The 16,985-nt window shown below is 66.7% G+C and carries 14 protein-coding genes; 5 read left to right on the top strand and 9 right to left on the bottom strand.

Annotated elements, in window-relative coordinates; translation table 11 throughout:
- Positions 1-49 precede the first annotated feature (49 nt).
- From lnt to miaB, 5 genes are all read right to left on the bottom strand, one after another.
- Entirely contained in the window at positions 50-1,570 is a 1,521-nt protein-coding gene (lnt, locus tag D3880_RS19455; protein WP_119895064.1) for an apolipoprotein N-acyltransferase, read from the bottom strand.
- A 244-nt stretch (positions 1,571-1,814) separates the two neighbouring features.
- Entirely contained in the window at positions 1,815-2,654 is an 840-nt protein-coding gene (locus D3880_RS19450; RefSeq protein ID WP_119895063.1) for an HlyC/CorC family transporter, read from the bottom strand.
- 21 nt (positions 2,655-2,675) lie between these two features.
- Positions 2,676-3,131, bottom strand: coding sequence for an rRNA maturation RNase YbeY (gene ybeY / locus D3880_RS19445; RefSeq protein WP_119895062.1), 456 nt, complete (start codon positions 3,129-3,131; stop codon positions 2,676-2,678).
- Positions 3,124-4,128 (bottom strand): PhoH family protein, encoded by a 1,005-nt coding sequence (locus D3880_RS19440; protein WP_119895061.1) that lies wholly within the window; start codon positions 4,126-4,128, stop codon positions 3,124-3,126. The genes ybeY and D3880_RS19440 overlap by 8 nt, the downstream gene beginning before the upstream one ends.
- An 88-nt stretch (positions 4,129-4,216) precedes the next feature.
- Positions 4,217-5,566, bottom strand: coding sequence for a tRNA (N6-isopentenyl adenosine(37)-C2)-methylthiotransferase MiaB (gene miaB / locus D3880_RS19435; RefSeq protein WP_119895060.1), 1,350 nt, complete (start codon positions 5,564-5,566; stop codon positions 4,217-4,219).
- 129 nt (positions 5,567-5,695) lie between these two features.
- On the opposite strand from miaB, the gene D3880_RS19430 reads away from it, so the two are divergent.
- Positions 5,696-6,019 carry a DUF1820 family protein gene (locus tag D3880_RS19430; protein ID WP_119895059.1) on the top strand — a complete coding sequence of 108 codons (324 nt, stop codon included), beginning with the start codon at positions 5,696-5,698 and terminating at the stop codon, positions 6,017-6,019.
- Positions 6,020-6,090: 71 nt separating this feature from the next.
- Here D3880_RS19430 and D3880_RS19425 read toward each other — a convergent pair whose 3' ends face one another.
- From D3880_RS19425 to D3880_RS19410, 4 genes are all read right to left on the bottom strand, one after another.
- Complete coding sequence (locus D3880_RS19425) at positions 6,091-6,654, bottom strand: tetratricopeptide repeat protein (protein ID WP_119895058.1); 564 nt, start codon at positions 6,652-6,654, stop codon at positions 6,091-6,093.
- Between the two features lie 157 nt (positions 6,655-6,811).
- The gene (hemL, locus tag D3880_RS19420; RefSeq protein WP_119895057.1) at positions 6,812-8,095 is read right to left on the bottom strand and encodes a glutamate-1-semialdehyde 2,1-aminomutase; all 1,284 of its coding nucleotides are present in this window, start codon (positions 8,093-8,095) and stop codon (positions 6,812-6,814) included.
- Between the two features lie 22 nt (positions 8,096-8,117).
- Positions 8,118-8,753 carry a thiamine phosphate synthase gene (thiE, locus tag D3880_RS19415; protein ID WP_119895056.1) on the bottom strand — a complete coding sequence of 212 codons (636 nt, stop codon included), beginning with the start codon at positions 8,751-8,753 and terminating at the stop codon, positions 8,118-8,120.
- Entirely contained in the window at positions 8,750-9,547 is a 798-nt protein-coding gene (locus tag D3880_RS19410; protein WP_162935022.1) for a hydroxymethylpyrimidine/phosphomethylpyrimidine kinase, read from the bottom strand. Before D3880_RS19410 ends, thiE begins: the two co-directional genes overlap by 4 nt.
- A gap of 528 nt (positions 9,548-10,075) precedes the next feature.
- On the opposite strand from D3880_RS19410, the gene D3880_RS19405 reads away from it, so the two are divergent.
- From D3880_RS19405 to amn, 4 genes are all read left to right on the top strand, one after another.
- On the top strand, positions 10,076-12,481 hold the full coding sequence (locus D3880_RS19405; RefSeq protein ID WP_119895054.1) for a hybrid sensor histidine kinase/response regulator: 2,406 nt from the start codon (positions 10,076-10,078) through the stop codon (positions 12,479-12,481).
- Positions 12,482-12,882: 401 nt separating this feature from the next.
- Positions 12,883-13,530: a TetR/AcrR family transcriptional regulator gene (locus tag D3880_RS19400; RefSeq protein WP_119895053.1), complete on the top strand. Its 648-nt coding sequence runs from the start codon at positions 12,883-12,885 to the stop codon at positions 13,528-13,530.
- Between the two features lie 2 nt (positions 13,531-13,532).
- Complete coding sequence (locus D3880_RS19395; protein WP_119895052.1) at positions 13,533-15,182, top strand: acyl-CoA dehydrogenase family protein; 1,650 nt, start codon at positions 13,533-13,535, stop codon at positions 15,180-15,182.
- Positions 15,183-15,453: 271 nt separating this feature from the next.
- Positions 15,454-16,926 (top strand): AMP nucleosidase, encoded by a 1,473-nt coding sequence (amn, locus tag D3880_RS19390; RefSeq protein ID WP_420800840.1) that lies wholly within the window; start codon positions 15,454-15,456, stop codon positions 16,924-16,926.
- The last annotated feature ends 59 nt before the right edge of the window (positions 16,927-16,985 follow it).

Genomic DNA, 16,985 nt, shown 5'->3' with positions numbered 1-16,985 from the left:
AGCGTGATCCACCCTACGGACCTGCTCTACCGCTGAGCCGGCGTGGGCGCTACAGGGTCTTGGCCATACGGCTGGCCAGTAGCGCCCAGGCGAACAGCAGGGCACAGAGGATCGCCAGCGGCCAGCCGCGCCAGTACAGGTAGGGCGTCAGCTGCTGCATCGGCACCACCTCGCCGTACAGCACGCCCGGCTGGAACTGCGGAATTTGCGTGGTGATGCGGCCGAACGGGTCGATCAGCGCGGTGACGCCATTGTTGGTGGCGCGGATCATCCAGCGTCCGGCCTCGAGGGCACGCATCTGCGCCATCTGCAGGTGCTGCAGCGGGCCGATCGAGGTGCCGAACCAGGTGTCGTTGCTCACCGTCAGCAGCAGTTGGCTCTGCGCGGCGAGGCCGGCGGCGAATTCCGGATAGACCACTTCGTAGCAAATATAGGGTGCGATCGCGTAGCCCTTGGCCTGTAACAGCGGCTGATCGGTCGGGCCGCGGGCGAAATCGGACATCGGCAGGTCGAAGAAGGCGATCAGGCCGCGCAGCACCTCCTGCAGCGGCACGTACTCGCCGAACGGCACCAGCTTCTGCTTCAGATAGCTGCCCTGGCCCTGGCCGAGCACGGTGATGCCGTTGTAGTAGCGTTTCTCGCCCTGCGGGTTGAGCTGGCGGATCGGTACGCCGGTGATCAGCGCGGCCTGGCGGTCATTGGCGAAACGGCCCATCACGCCGAGATAGCCTTCGGCGAACTCCTTGAGCACCGGCACCGCGGTTTCCGGCCAGACGATCAAATCGGTTGGGCGCGCCGTCAGGCTCATGTCGCGGTACAGCGCCAGCTGCGCTTCGAGCTGCTTGGGGTCCCATTTCAGTTGCTGGGCGACATTGCCCTGGATGGCGGCGACGCTCAGCGGCGCGCCGGCCGGTACGGTCCAGGCATGGCCCTTGAGCGCCAGGCCGGCGAACCAGGGGCCGACCAGCAGGACCAGGCCGAGGCCGAGGAACAGCCGGCGCACGCGCAGCCTGGCCAGGTTGACCAGCAGCGCGGCGCTGAGGGCCAGGACGAAGGAGATCAGCCACATGCCGCCGACCGGCGCCAGCCCCGCCAGCGGCCCGGCGAGCTGACTGTAGCCGGCGTAGAGCCAGGGGAAGCCGGTGAGGAACCAGCCACGGAAGGCTTCCTGCGCCAGCCACAGGGCGGCGAAGGCCAAGGCGTCGGCCAATGGCGCTTCGTTGCGCCGCAGCCAGCGTGCCCACAGCCAGCTCGGCAGGGCGAAGAAGAAGGCCACGGCGGCGCTGAAGCCGATGGTCAGGAAGGCTGCCAGCGGCGCCGAAGCGGCGCCGTAGTCGTGGATGCTGACGTAGATCCAGCTGGTGCCGGCGGTGAACAGGCCGAAGCCGTAGCACCAGCCGCGCCACAGCGCCTGCTTCGGGCTCAGTTGACGCAGGCCGAGGTAGAACAGGGCGAGGGATAGCAGGGCCAGCGGCCACAGATCGAAGGGTGCGAGGGTCAGCGGCGTGAGGGCGCCGGCGGCCAGGGCCAGCAGGTTGCCCGGCCAGCCGGGACGGGTGATCCAGCGCATCGGAAATCCTTGAGTGGGGTCAGGCGGGCAAGGGTACTGGAAGCTAGGAGAAGCCGGAAGCGGGGAGGAGCGCGTAGGGTGGGTTAGGCGCATGGTAGCGTCTTGCCGGCCTGCGCATGGCCTGTTGCGCCGTAACCCGCCAGCGGAGACGGGCCTGGGTTTCGTCCGGTGGGTTACGCGGCGCCCATAGCTTGTCGCTGCCGGCAGGATGGGGTGTTTCGCGCCGCTAACCCACGGTCGAGCCTCAGCGCTCCAGCGGGGTCAGGCGCAACAGGTGGACGCGGCGGCTGTCGGCGCTGAGGATGCGGAAGCGGAAGTCGCCGATCTCGGTCACTTCGTTGCGCTTGGGCAGGTGGCCGAAGGCGCTCATCACCAGGCCGCCAACGGTGTCGAACTCGTCGTCGCTGAACTGGCTCTTGAAGGCCTCGTTGAAGTTGTCGATCGGCGTCAGGGCCTTGACCAGGAAGTCGCCGCTGGGCAGCGGCTTGATGTAGCTGTCCTCCTCGACGTCATGCTCGTCCTCGATGTCGCCGACGATCTGCTCGAGCACGTCCTCGATGGTCACCAGGCCGGCAACGCCGCCGTATTCATCGATGACGATGGCCATGTGGTTGTGGTTGGCGCGGAACTCGCGCAGCAGCACGTTGAGGCGCTTGGACTCCGGCACGAAGGTGGCCGGGCGCAGCAGGTCCTTGAGGTTGAAACCGTGGTTGTTGTCGTGCAGCACCAGCGGCAACAGATCCTTGGCCAGCAGCACGCCGATCACGTCGTCGAGGCTCTCGCCGCACACCGGGTAGCGCGAATGGGCGGATTCGATGATCGCCGGGAGGAATTCGTGCGGCGTGTGGCCGGCCTTGATGCTGACCATCTGCGAGCGCGGCACCATGATGTCGCGGACCTGCAGGTCGGCGACCTGGATGGCGCCTTCGACGATGGCCAGCGCCTCGCTGTCGAGCAGTTTGTTCTGATGGGCTTCGCGCAGCAGCTCGAGAAGCTGCTGGCGGTTCTTCGGCTCATGGGCAAAGGCCTGGGTGATTTTTCCCAGCCAGGACCTGTGCCCGTTGCTCGATCGATCTTCGCTCATATGTCTGTGCTCTGTGTTTTCTTATTCGTCGTCACGGTAGGGGTCGGGGTGACCCAGCTCAGCTAGCAATTGCCGTTCCAGGGCTTCCATCTCTTCGGCCTCGGCATCCTCGATGTGGTCGTAGCCGAGCAGGTGCAGGCAGCCGTGGATCACCAGGTGCGCCCAGTGCGCCTCCGGCGCCTTGCCCTGCTGCGCCGCCTCGCGCTCGACCACGGCAACGCAGATCACCAGGTCGCCGAGCAGCGGGATGTCGAGCAGCTCATCCGGCACTTCGGCGGGGAAGGACAGCACGTTGGTGGCGTAGTCCTTGTGCCGGTAGCTGTGGTTCAGCTCGCGCGCTTCCGCCTCGTCGACCAGGCGGATGGTCAGCTCGGAATCGGCGCTGCGCTGGCGCAGGGCCAGCTCGCACCACTGGCGGAACTGGCTGGCGCTGGGGGTGGTGGCTTGGGTGGCGACTTGCAGGTCCAGCTCAAGCATGGTCGTTGTCCGTCTCGTCGTCGACCTTGCCGTGCTGGCGGTTGTCGTAGCGCTCGTAGGCTTCGACGATGCGCTGCACCAGCGGGTGGCGGACCACGTCCTTGGACTTGAAGTGGGTGAAGGCAATGCCCGGTACCTCACGCAGCACGTCGATCACATGGGTCAGGCCCGAGCGCGTGCCGCGCGGCAGGTCGACCTGGGTGATGTCGCCGGTGATCACCGCCGTCGAGCCGAAGCCGATGCGGGTGAGGAACATCTTCATCTGTTCCAGCGTGGTGTTCTGGCTTTCGTCGAGGATGATGAAGCTGTTGTTCAGGGTGCGGCCGCGCATGTAGGCGAGCGGCGCGACCTCGATGACCTGCTTCTCGATCAACCTGGCCACCTGCTCGAAGCCGAGCATCTCGTAGAGCGCGTCGTACAAGGGGCGCAGGTAGGGATCGATCTTCTGCGACAGGTCGCCAGGCAGGAAGCCGAGCTTTTCGCCGGCTTCCACCGCCGGGCGCACCAAGAGGATGCGCCGCACCTGCTCGCGCTCCAGGGCGTCCACCGCGCAAGCCACGGCCAGGTAGGTCTTGCCGGTGCCGGCCGGGCCGATGCCGAAGTTGATGTCGTGCTCGAGGATCGACTTGACGTAGCGCTGCTGGTTGGCGCCGCGCGGGCGGATCACGCCCTTGCGGGTGCGCAGGCTGACGCTCGGCTCGGCGCTGGGGTTGACCAGCTCCTCGATGCCGGATTCCTGCAGGAACAGGTGCACCAGATCGGGCGACAGCTCGGTGGCCTTGGTTTCGCGGTACAGGCGCTGCAGCAGCTGCTCGGCGGCATGGGTTTTCGCGCTGGCGCCGAGCAGTTCGAATTGGTTGCCGCGGTTGCGGATTTCGATGCCCAGGCGTTGCTCGATCAAGCGCAGGTGCTCGTCGAATTGTCCGCAGAGGTTGGCGAAGCGGCGAGCTTCGAAGGGTTCGAGGAGGAAACGAAGCGGTTCTATGGGTGCGTTCAAAGTGGTCTGTTGGCCGCCAGTCGGCAGGGATGGTGAATCGAAGAATACCCCCAGGCGCCCAAGGGTGAAAGCAGGGGCGCCTGCGGTTTTAGTGCAAGCGCCCGGCGCCGTCGTTCAGCAAGGTACCGCGCAGCGAGTGCGGCAGGGCCTCGTCGATGCGCACGTCGACGAACTGGCCGATCAGGCGGGGATTGTCGCAGCGGAAGTTGACGATTCGATTATTCTCGGTGCGCCCGGTGAGCATCCCGGGGTCGCGCTTGGAATAGTCGCTGACCAGGATGCGCTGGACGCTGCCGGCCATTCGTCGGCTGATCTCGAAGCCCTGCTGGTTGATGCGTTGCTGGAGAATGTTCAGGCGCTGCTTTTTCAGCTCTTCCGGGGTGTCGTCGGCCATGTCGGCCGCCGGGGTGCCCGGTCGCGCGCTGTAGATGAAGGAATAGGAGAAGTCGAAACCGACGTCCTCGATCAGCTTCATGGTCTGCTCGAAGTCCTTCTCGGTCTCGCCGGGGAAGCCGACGATGAAGTCCGAGCTGATGCAGATGTCCGGCACCGCCGCCCTCAGCTTGCGGATCCGCGACTTGTATTCCAGCGCCGTGTGGTTGCGCTTCATCGCCGCGAGGATGCGGTCGGAACCGGCCTGCACCGGCAGGTGGACAAACTTCACCAGTTCCGGCACTTCGGCGTGGGCCTGGATCAGGGCGTCGGAGAACTCCAGCGGATGCGAGGTGGTGTAGCGGATGCGGTCGATGCCGTCGATGGCGGCGACCACGCGGATCAGCTCGGCGAACTCGGCAATGCGACCGTCGTGAGTGGCGCCGCGGTAGCCATTGACGTTCTGGCCGAGCAGGGTGACTTCGCGTACGCCGTTTTCGGCCAGGTGGATGACCTCGGCCAGCACGTCGTCGAGCGGGCGGCTGACTTCCTCGCCGCGGGTGTAGGGCACCACGCAGAAGGTGCAGTACTTGCTGCAGCCTTCCATCACCGAGACGAAGGCGCTGGGGCCGTCGACGCGCGGCTCGGGCAGGCGGTCGAACTTCTCGATCTCGGGGAAGCTGATGTCGACCTGGGCGGTCTTGGTGCTGCGTGCGGCGTCGATCATTTCCGGCAGGCGGTGCAGGGTCTGCGGGCCGAACACCACGTCGACATAGGGCGCGCGATCGCGGATGGCAGCGCCTTCCTGGCTGGCCACGCAGCCGCCGACGCCGATCACCAGATCGGGGTTGGCGATTTTCAGCTCGCGCCAGCGGCCCAGTTGGGAGAACACCTTGTCCTGGGCTTTTTCGCGGATCGAGCAGGTATTGAGCAGGATCACGTCGGCTTCCGCCGGGTTTTCTGTGACTTCCAGGGCCTGATGTTCGCCCAGCAGGTCGACCATCCGCGAGCTGTCGTACTCGTTCATCTGGCAGCCGTGGGTTTCGATGTAAAGCTTCTTGGTCATGCGCGTTCGTCGGCAGGTTCACAGGACCGCGCATTATAGTGGCCATGGGGCAGGCTTCCTAGGGTTGCGTGTCGGAACCCTGTGCTATGATGCGCGCCCTCATTTTTCCCCCGCCGTCATTCGTCATCCATGAGCAAGCGCGAACCCATCTACAAGGTGATTTTCCTCAACCAGGGCCAGGTCTTCGAGATCTATGCCAAGCAGATCTATCAGAGCGATCTGTGGGGCTTCCTGGAGGTGGAGGAGCTCGTCTTCGGCGAGCGCACCCAGGTAGTGGTCGACCCCAGTGAAGAGAAGCTGAAGGCGCAGTTCGAAGGCGTGGTGCGCAGCTTTGTGCCCATGCACGCGATCGTCCGCATCGACGAGGTCGAGCGCCTCGGCACGCCGAAGATCAGCGAGGCCAAGGGCGGCGGTAACGTCATGCCGTTCCCCGTGCCAATGCCGGATAAGTAAGCGGCAAGCTACTCGCTAACTAAAAAGATGATTTGCCTGCGCGCATATGCGCGGCGCTGGCGGCTGTCCGCTTAAGGCTCGGACGGGGCTTGCAGAGGCGCGAGCGGCACGGCGCCGTCGGCGGTCTGCAGCTCCTGCAGGTAGCTGCGGAAGATCTGGCCGAGTACCTGGGTGGCGATTTCCAGCTCGTCACTGCGCATCTGTGCGGCCACCAGGTCGGCGCTGTCCATCGCTTCTTCGGCGCCATTCACCGCCGCCATCTTCAGCACGATATAGGCCTGAACGTTGTTGGCCGGCACGCCTTCGCCGCGGAAGAACATCATGCCTAGGCGTGATTGCGCCTGGGCATGACCTTGCAGCGAGGCTTGTTCGAACCAGTTGAGGGCTTGGCTGAGGTCGCGCGGGGTGCGTTGGCCGTCGTAATAGAACTCGCCGAGCTCATATTCGGCTTGCACGTCGCCGTTCTGCGCGGCTTGCCGGCAGGTGGAGAGGGCTTCGGCCAGGGCTTCGGGGCTGGTGTTCAGCGAGCAGCGGCCGGTCGCCGGAATCAATAGGGAGTTGCCTCCCGCTTGTGCCAGCAGGGGCAGGGTGAGCATCAGGCAACCCCAGGTCAGGCTGCGTCCGGTGCGGTTCATGGAAATCCAAGCGCCTCAGGAAACCGAGCGGGCGGTATGCCCACCGACGAAACGCGTCGGCTTTCACATTATGAAATAAGCGGGCTCGTTCTTACAAAGGCTTTACTTGCTTTTCTGCGCCGCCGGCCAGCGGCCTGACCGTCGGCGCAGTGGGGCCTCATTTCAGGGCGGCGAAGGCCCGCTCGGCGGCGTCGAGGGTAATTTTCAGCTCGGCATCGCCATGGGCGATGGAGGTGAAGCCGGCTTCGTAGGCGCTCGGAGCCAGATAGACGCCGCCGTCCAGCATCAGGTGGAAGAAGCGCTTGAAGCGCTCGGCGTCGCTGGCCATCACGTCGGCGAAGGTGACGATGTCGGAGGCCGAGCTGAAATACAGGCCGAACATGCCGCCGGCCTGGGTGGTGACGAAGGGGATGCCGGCGGCATCGGCGCGCTGTTGCAGGCCGTCGAGCAGGCGCGTGGTGTAGTCGCTCAGTTCGGCGTGGAAGCCCGGGCGACTGATCAGCTTGAGGGTAGTCAGGCCGGCGGCCATCGCCAGCGGGTTACCGGACAGGGTGCCGGCCTGGTAGACCGGACCGAGCGGGGCAATGTGTTCCATGATTGCGCGCTTGCCGCCGAAGCAGCCGACCGGCATGCCGCCGCCGATGATCTTGCCGAAGGTCGACAGGTCCGGGGTGATGCCGTAGTGCGCCTGGGCGCCACCGAGGGCGACGCGAAAGCCGGTCATCACCTCGTCGAAGATCAGCACCACGCCATGCTGGTCGCACTGCGCGCGCAGCCCTTCGAGAAAGCCCGGGGCCGGCGGCACGCAGTTCATATTGCCGGCGACGGGTTCCACAATGATGCAGGCGACGTCCTGGCCGACTGCGGCCAGGCACTGCGCCACCGCCTCCAGATCGTTGAACGGCAGGGTCAGGGTGTGCCGGGCGAAAGCCGCCGGCACGCCCGCGGAATTCGGCACGCCCTGGGTCAGGGCGCCGGAGCCGGCCTTAACCAGCAGGCTGTCGGAGTGGCCGTGGTAGCAGCCCTCGAACTTGATGATGCTGTCGCGGCCGGTGAAGCCGCGGGCCAGGCGGATGGCGCTCATGGTCGCCTCGGTGCCGGAGCTGACCATGCGCACCATCTCCATGGACGGCACCAGGCTGCAGACCAGGTCGGCCATCTGCACTTCCAGCGCGGTCGGCGCGCCGTAGGACAGGCCGTGCTCGAGCTGCTTGCGCACCGCATCGAGCACGTCCGGGTGGCTGTGGCCGAGGATCATCGGGCCCCAGGAGCCGACGTAATCGACATAGCGCTTGTCGTCCTCGTCGGTGACGTAGGCGCCGGCGGCGTGTTTGAAGAACAGCGGCGTGCCGCCGACGCTCTTGAACGCGCGCACCGGCGAGTTGACCCCGCCGGGAATGTGTTTCTGAGCGTTGGCGAACAGGGTTTCCGAACGGGACATGGCGAGGCTCTCTAAAACGGAATCAATGGGCTGCAAACAGGGCGCTGAAGGCGCGTGCACGGCGCTCGACCTCGGCAGCCGAGTCGGCGGCGAACAGCGCGTGGATCACGGCGATCAGGCTGGCGCCGCGGGCGATCAGCGCCGGCGCATTGTCCAGGCTGACACCGCCGATGGCGACGATCGGCAGTTGGAAGCGACTGTGCGCTTCATTCAGCAGTTCGAGCGTGGCGGCCGGCGCGCCGGGCTTGGTGTTGGAGTTGAAGAAGCGGCCGAAGGCGAGATAGCTGGCGCCATCGGCGACTGCCTGCTCGGCCAGTTCCAGCTGAGCGTGGCAGGTGGCGCCGATGATGGCGTCCCCGCCGAGCCGGCGGCGGGCGGCGACCAGCGAGCCGTCGCCCTGGCCCAGGTGCACGCCGACGCCCAGGCGTGCGGCCAGCTCGGCGTCGTCGTTGATCAGCAGTTCGGCGCCATGGCGCCGGCACAGCTCGTGCAGGGCGCTGGCCTCGTCCAGGCGACGGGCCGCGTCGCCGGACTTGTCGCGGTACTGCAGCAGGCGGGCGCCGCCGGCCAATGCCGCTTCCACATAGGGCAGCAGCTTGCCATCGGCCAGCAGCTGGCTGTCGGTGATGGCGTAGAGACCGCGCAGTTGTGGGCTCATGAACAGAAGTCCAGCGGCAGGCGGCGCGGGATGAACTGGCCGTGGCCCAGCTGTTCGGCGTCGCGCAGGGTGCGCCAGGTATAGGCCAGCGCCGATTCCACCGCGCTGGCGAGGTGCTCGCCCAGGGCCAGGCGACCGGCCAGGGTGCTGGCCAGGGTGCAGCCGGAGCCGTGGTAGCTGCCGGGCAGGCGCTGGCAGCTGAAGCTGTGGCGGCTGCCGTCGCGCGAATACAGGCGGTTGTGCACTTCGGCCTCGTCGCCGTGGCCGCCGGTGATCAGCAGATGCTGGACATAAGGCAGCAGCTTCTCCGCGCATTCGTCGGCGCTGCCATTCGGCAGTTCGGCGAGGATGCGGGCTTCCGGCAGGTTGGGGGTGGCGATGGTCGCCAGCGGCAGCAGGCGTTCGCGCATGGCGTAGCCGACTTCGTCCTTGCCCAGGGCGCCGCCGCCGCCGGCGCGCAGCACCGGGTCGCAGACCAGCGGCACACCGGGCAGCGCCTGCATGATTTCCAGCACGGTGTCGACCATCTCCACCGAGCCGAGCATGCCCAGCTTGACCGCGGCGACCGGCAGATCGGCGATCACCGCATGGGCCTGGGCCAGCACCCAGGCGCGGTCGAGCACGCGAAAGTCCTGGACGTTGACGCTATCCTGCACGGTCAGCGCGGTGACCGCCGGAGCGGCGTGGCAACCCTGGGCCAGCAGGGCTTCGATATCCGCCTGCAGGCCGGCACCACCACTGGGGTCGTGGCCGGAAAGGCAGAGAACAACGGGGCGGGAACTGTAGGTATTCATGGTGCGCGAGCTTAGCATTTTTCCGTTGGCGATGGCCTTAATTGACCGTGGCGTCAGCTATTGGGTCACGCCGGGGATGCCTGGCTTTTCCGCCGGGCGGCGGTGCTAGTGGCCTGTGTAGTTAGTTCAATTAGTCAATTTCGGCGTCTGAGGTCCCGATACGGCGTTGCTGCTCCTCGCCATAGCCCTGCTATGACTCGTCGCAGCGCCTGGTCTCAGAACCTCAGCCATCCGAACTTGAGTTAACCAACTAACCGTACAGGCCACTAGTGTCCTGAATTGGGAGTTCGTTTAAGAGTTGGCGCGTGAATGTTGTTGGCAGGCCAGGCGCCGCGACGAGCATGGCTCCGCTATGGCGAGGAGTGGCAACGCCGCATGCCGGCAAGAGGCACCGGCAAAATTAAATAGCCAACTTCCGGTTCGGGACACTAGAGTGGCGCCAAACTCAATAATCCGGCCCTGCGCGGTAGCGCCAGCGGCGAGAGTGGGGACTCTCGGCGTGCTGCGACGGGGTCTCTGCGGGGCCGCATGCGCTACAGCCTGTTTCTATTCCTATGCCTGCTGGCCAGCCTGGCCGGCGCGGTCGAATTCGACGAGCATACCCGCCAGCTGCCGCTCGGCCGGCACATGGAGGTGTTCGAGGACGTGCGTGGCGACGCCAGCATCGACGAGATCCTCTCGCCGGCCTTGCAAGGCAGTTTCCGCCGCTTCGATCGGGACGTGCTGAACGCTGGCTACTCGCGCTCGGTGTTCTGGCTGCGCCTCGATCTCGACTACCGACCGCAAGCGGCCCGTGGCCAGCAGGCCTGGCTGCTGGAGCTGGCCTACCCGCCGCTGGATCACCTCGACCTCTACCTGGCCGACGGTCGCGGCGGCTTCCAGCTCGCCCAGCGCACCGGCGATGCGCATCCGTTCACCAGCCGGCAGATCCGCCAGAACAACTACCTGTTCGAACTCGACCTGCAGCCCGGGCAGCCGCAGCGCCTGTACCTGCGCCTGAAGAGCCAGGGTTCGATCCAGGCGCCGCTGAGCCTGTGGTCGCCGACCGCTTATCTAGAGGCGCAGCCGGGGCGCATCTATGTGCTCGGCATCATCTACGGCGTGCTGCTGGTGATGCTGATCTACAACCTGTTCATTTACCTCAGCGTGCGCGACACCAGCTACCTCTATTACATCCTCTATATCGCCTCGTTCGGCCTCTACCAAGTGTCGGTGAACGGCGCCGGCATCGAGTACTTCTGGCCCAACAGCCCCTGGTGGGCGAACGCCGCGACGCCGTTCCTGATCGGCTCGGCGGCGCTGTTCGGCTGCCAGTTCGCGCGCAGCTTCCTGCACACCGCCGAACACAGCCCGTGGATCGACCGCAGTCTGCTCGGCATGATGGCGCTCGGCGCGCTGGCGATGCTGCTGGCGCTCACCGCCAGCTACGGTTTCTCACTGCGCTGGGCCACCTATGTCGCCCTGTTGTTCACCGTGGTGATCTTTGCCGCCGCTTTCTCCGCCTGGCGTCGCAACATGCGGGTGGCACGCTATTTCATCATCGCCTGGAGCGCCTTCCTGCTTGGGGGCATCGTCAACACCCTGATGGTCCTAGGCTATCTGCCGAACATGTTCCTGACCATGTACGCCAGCCAGATCGGCTCGGCGATCGAGGTCGGCCTGCTGTCGCTGGCGCTGGCCGACCGCATCAACGCGATGAAGGAGGAGCGGGCGCGGATTCTCTACGAGTCCGGGCGCAAGCTGGAGGCGCTGAACCAGGAACTGGCCAACAGCAACCGTCTCAAGGACGAGTTCCTCGCCACCGTCACCCATGAGCTGCGCACGCCGATGAACGGGGTGATCGGCTCGCTGGAACTGATGCAGACGGTGGCGCTGGACGCCGAGCTGGCGCAGTACCAGAACACTGCGGCCAGCTCGGCGCGCGACATGATGCGCATGGTCAACGACATCCTCACCCTCACCGAGCTACAGGCCGGCAAGCTCTATCCACGGCGCGAGCCGTTCAGTCTGCGCGGCCTGTGCGATGGCCTGCACGGGCAGTTCAACCCGCGCGCCGAGGCCAAAGGCCTGAGCTTCAGCCTGGAACTGGGTGACAGCCTGCCCGACACCCTCGAAGGCGATGCCGGCAAGCTGGCGCAGTGCCTCGGCTACCTGCTCGACAACGCGATCAAGTTCACCTCGACTGGCGGCGTCTGCCTGCGCGTGCGTCGCGCCGTGGTCGAGCGCGGCAGCCTGCCGCTGTGCGTCGAGGTGATCGACAGCGGCATCGGCTTCAGCGTGCCGGCGGATGGCAGCCTGTACCGGCGCTTCCAGCAGCTGGACGGCTCGATGACCCGCGCCTATGGCGGCCTCGGTGTCGGCCTGGCGATCTGCCGGCAACTGGTCGACCTGCTCGGCGGCACGCTCAGCCATCAGTCCATGCCGGGGCAGGGCAGTTGCTTCCAGCTCTGCGTACCTCTGTCGTTGCCGGCGCAGACGGCCGTGGCGTCGACGCCGAAGCACGCGGCCGGCACTCCGGGGCGCCATCCCGAGCAGTGCACGGTGCTGGTGGTCGAGGACAACGCGATCAACCAGCTGGTGACCCGCGGCATGCTGCTCAAGCTCGGTTACCGGGTGCGCTATGCCGACAACGGCGCCGAGGCCCTCGAACTGCTGCGCCGCGAGGCGGTGGACGCGGTGTTGCTGGATTGTCAGATGCCGGTGATGGACGGCTTCGCCACCTGCCGCGCGCTGCGCGCCCTGCCGGGCTGCGCCGAGCTGCCGGTGCTGGCGATCACCGCGCACAGCCACAGCGGCGACCGCGAGCGTTGCCTGGCGGCCGGGATGAGCGACTACCTGGCCAAGCCGGTGAAGTTCGAGGCGCTGCAGACGCTGTTGCAGGCCTGGCTGCTGGGCCAGCCGGCAGGCAGCCCGCCCCCTGGGGTTCAGGCCTGACCCGCCCTGCCAGGTTGCTAGTGGCCTGTGTGGTTAGTTCAATTAGTCAATTTCGGCGCCTGAGGTCCCGATACTGCGTTGCTGCTCCTCGCCATAGCCCTGCTATGACTCGTCGCAGCGCCTGGTCTCAGAACCTCAGCCATCCGAACTTGAGTTAACCAACTAACCGTACAGGCCACTAGTCACGGCGTTCAGTCAGCCTGGCAGGCGCGGCAGTGCCTGCTCTGAGTGGCGCCGCTTTCGGCGGCAGCAGCGCCTTATCTAACTCTGCGCGCGTAACGTGCCCGCGCCGCGGCACTCTTTCCCGGCGACCAATACGCGCGTGGTTTTGGCGCAAATCCCGCTTTCTGCAAGATCTGAATCCTGATTCACTAGGCAAAGAGTGAATCAGGATTCAGTTTATGGCCTATCGCACCACCGAAGCCCGTCAGGACCGCGACCTCGAGTTGCGCGAACGCATCCTCGACTGCGCGCTGGCGCGGGTCGCCGCTGGCGGTTTCGCCGCCTTGACCATGCAGGGCCTGGCCGAGGACGTCGGCATCGCCACCGGCAGTCTGTACCGGCATTTTCGCGGCAAGGGCGAGTTGGCGGCGGAGGTCTTCGCCCGCGCCAGCCAGCATGAGGTGGATATGCTGGGTCAGGCCCTGCGCGCCCCCGGCAGTGTCGCCGCGCGTCTCACCGCGGGGCTTGAACAGTTCGCCGCGCGCGCCTGGCACAGTCGCCGCCTGGCCTTCGCCTTGATCGCCGAGCCGGTCGATCCGGAAGTCGACGAACAGCGCCTGCGCTACCGCGAGGCCTATGCCGGCCTGTTCGCCGAGTTGCTGGAGGAGGGCGTGCAGGTCGGCGTATTGCGCCAGCAACCCATCCCCCTGAGCGCCGCCTGCCTGGTCGGCGCCATCGCCGAAGCGCTGGTCGGCCCGCTGTCGCCGCCGGCCCGTGCGGCGCGCGAGTCGGGACGGCCGAGCCTGGAGCTGGCCGACGTCAGTCAGGCCCTGGTCACTTTCTGCCTGCGCGCCGTGGGCGCGCACTTGCCAACTGAGGAGCAATAACCATGAGCCTGCACCAGTTCGCCGAGACCCATGAAGTACTCAACCAGGTGCCGCCGCTGGACGGCGCCAACCTCTATCGCGTCGACCTGCCGTTGCAGGAGTGGACCCGCCGCTTCGGTGGCGGCTGGGCCGAGGCGCGCATCGACGCCTATGGCGCCCTGGCCGGCGGCCCGCTGCTGGCCGCCGGTTTTCTCGCCAACGAGAACAAGCCGGTGTTCAAGAGCCATGACCGCTATGGCCATCGCATCGATCTGGTGGAGTTCCACCCGGCCTATCACGAGCTGATGCGCACGGCCATCGAGCACGGCCTGCCGTCCTTGCCCTGGACCGACCCGCGTGCCGGCGCCCAGGTCGCCCGCGCGGCGATGAGCTATCTGCACAGTCAGGCCGAGGCCGGCAGCGGCTGCCCGTTGACCATGACCTACGCCAGCGTGCCGGCGCTCAAGTTGCAGCCGAACATCGCCGAAGCCTGGCTGCCGAAGATCCTCGCCACCCAGTATGACCCGCGCAACCTGCCGATCGGGCAGAAGGCCGGCGCCACCATCGGCATGGCGATGACCGAGAAGCAGGGCGGCACCGACGTCCGCGCCAACACCACCAAGGCCTATCCGGTGGGCATTCCCGGCCCGGGCCAGGCCTACGAGCTGGTCGGCCACAAGTGGTTCTGCTCGGCGCCGATGTGCGATGCCTTCCTCACCCTGGCCTACACCGACAAGGGCCTGACCTGCTTCCTGCTGCCGCGCCACCGCCCGGACGGCAGCCGCAACGAGTTCTACATCCAGCGCCTGAAGAACAAGCTGGGCAACTGGTCGAACGCCTCCAGCGAAGTCGAGTACCGCGGCGCCCTGGCCTGGATGATCGGCGAAGAAGGCCGCGGCGTGCCGACCATCATCGAGATGGTGGCGCTGACCCGCTTCGACTGCATGGTCGGCTCCAGTGCGCTGATGCGCCAAGCGCTGACCCAGGCCGCGCACCACTGCGCGCACCGCCAGGTCGGCGGCCGGGTGCTGGCCGAACAGCCGCTGATGCAGAACGTGCTGGCCGACCTGGCCCTGGAAAGCGAGGCGGCGCTGGCGCTGACCATGCGCATGGGCCGCGCCCTGGACAACCCGCACGACGCCCAGGAGGACAAGTTCGCCCGCCTGGTCACCGCGGTCGGCAAGTATTGGATCTGCAAGCGCGCCCCGGCGATGATCAACGAGGCCGCCGAGTGCCTGGGCGGCGCCGGCTATGTCGAGGACACCATCCTCCCAAGGCTGTACCGCGAGGCGCCGGTCAACTCCACCTGGGAGGGCTCGGGCAACGTCCAGTGCCTGGACGTGCTGCGCGCGCTGTCCAAGGAGCCGGGCGTGCTCGACGCGCTGTTTGCCGAACTCGGCGACGGCCACGGCGATGCCCGCCTCAAGACGCATATCCAGCAACTGCAGGCGGCCTTCCGCGACACCGGCGACATCCAGTACCGCGCCCGCCAGCTGACTGAAGACGTGGCCATTGCCCTGCAGGCCAAGCTGTTGCTGGAGGCCGGCAATGCCACTGTCTCCGATGCCTTTATCGCCAGCCGCCTGGGCCAAGGCGGGCGGGTCTACGGCACCTTGCCGCGCGGGATCGATGTCGAGGCGCTGGTGGCGCGCAGCACGCCGCATCTGGTCTGACGCTTGGCTCCCCTCTCCCACTTGTGGGAGAGGGGCTGGGGGAGAGGGTGCCGGTCAGCCAACCTAGCCCTCTCCCACCTTTCTTCAGAAGCAGGGGGAGAGGGGGCAAAAGCAGCAACGCCGACGGACAGCGGATGGTGAACAGGCTCTGAGCCCCGCACCGGCATTGGGCGGGCTCACTACTTGCTGAGCCCGCTCGCTGGGCGGCCATGGCTTTTCTGCGTGAAGCAGGCAAGATAGAGCCTTGCGTGCCCAGACAGGAATGCCCAACGTGACCGCTCTCTCCGAAGCCTTTGTCGTCGCCGAAACCGCCGAGGCGGCGGTCGACCTCCTCGCCGCCCTGCACCAGCAGGCCACCCAGGGCCTCAGCCAGGCGCTCAAGCGCTACCTCAAGGAACGCAGCAAGCCGGATGCCGAGCGGCGCAACCAGTTCCGCTACCCGGAACTGCGCCTGACCTACCATTGCCAGGGCGAGGTGCCGAGCACCACCCGCGCCTTCGCCAAGGTCCAGGTGCCGGGCACCTACAGCGTCACCGTGACCCAGCCGGCGGCCTTCCGCGGCTACCTGCTCGATCAGTTGCGGCCGCTGATGGAGGACTTCACCGTCACCGTGGAAGTCGGCCTCAGCCAGCAGAACATCCCCTATCCCTACGTGGTTGAGCAGGGCGACGAGCTGGCCGGTTCCGGGGTCACCGCCGCCGAGCTGGCGCGGGTGTTCCCCAGCACCGACCTGTCGGCCGCCACCGACGGTGTGGCCGACGGCCTGTACGACTGGGAGCATGCCGACCCGATGCCGCTGGCGCTGTTCGACGCGGCACGGGTGGATTTCTCCCTCAAGCGCCTGCAGCACTACACCGGCAGCGACTGGCGTCATGTCCAGCCGTGGATCCTGCTGACCAACTACCACCGCTACGTCGACCAGTTCATCCGTCACGGCCTGGCGCAGTTGCGCGACAACCCGCGCTATGTGCGCATGGTGCTGCCGGGCAACGTCATCATCGAGCGCGGCACCTCCGACGAGGATGCCCAGGCGGTCGCCGATGCGGTGGTCTGGCACCGCTACCAGATGCCGGCCTACCACCTGATCGCCGGCGACGGCCATGGCGTGACCCTGGTCAACATCGGCGTCGGCCCGTCCAACGCGAAGAACATCACCGACCACCTGGCCGTGCTGCGTCCGCACTGCTGGCTGATGATCGGCCACTGCGGCGGCCTGCGCCAATCGCAGACCATCGGCGACTACGTGCTGGCGCACGCCTACATGCGCCGCGACGGCATCCTCGACCGCGTGCTGCCGCCGCATATCCCGCTGCCGGCCCTGGCCGAGGTGCAGCAGGCGCTGCAGGAAGCCGCCGCACAGGTCACCGGCGAGCGCGGCGAGGCGCTCAAGCGGCGTCTGCGCACCGGCACCGTGCTGACCTACGACGACCGCAACTGGGAGCTGCGCTGGGCCCAGGAGCGGCCGCTGATCAACCTCTCGCGGGCGGTGGCGGTAGACATGGAAAGCGGCACCATCGCCGCCCAGGGCTATCGCCTGCGGGTGCCCTACGGCACCCTGCTGTGCGTGTCGGACAAGCCGTTGCACAGCGAGATCAAGCTGCCCGGCGCCGCCGGCGCGTTCTACGAGCGGGCGGTGACCCAGCACCTGCACATCGGCATCGCCGCCCTGGATCTGCTGCGCAGCCAGCTCAACGCCCTGCACTCGCGCAAGCTGCGCAGCTTCGACGAGCCGCCGTTCCGCTGATCTGGGGGAACAATTAGCAGGGCTTCGCGGAACTCAGCCCAAGCTAGGGAGCGCATTTG

It is taken from the genome of Pseudomonas cavernae, from assembly GCF_003595175.1.
Lineage (GTDB): Bacteria > Pseudomonadota > Gammaproteobacteria > Pseudomonadales > Pseudomonadaceae > Aquipseudomonas > Aquipseudomonas cavernae.
The sequence above is the reverse complement of the archived record's forward strand: the minus strand, read 5'-3'. Positions and strand labels throughout refer to the sequence as shown.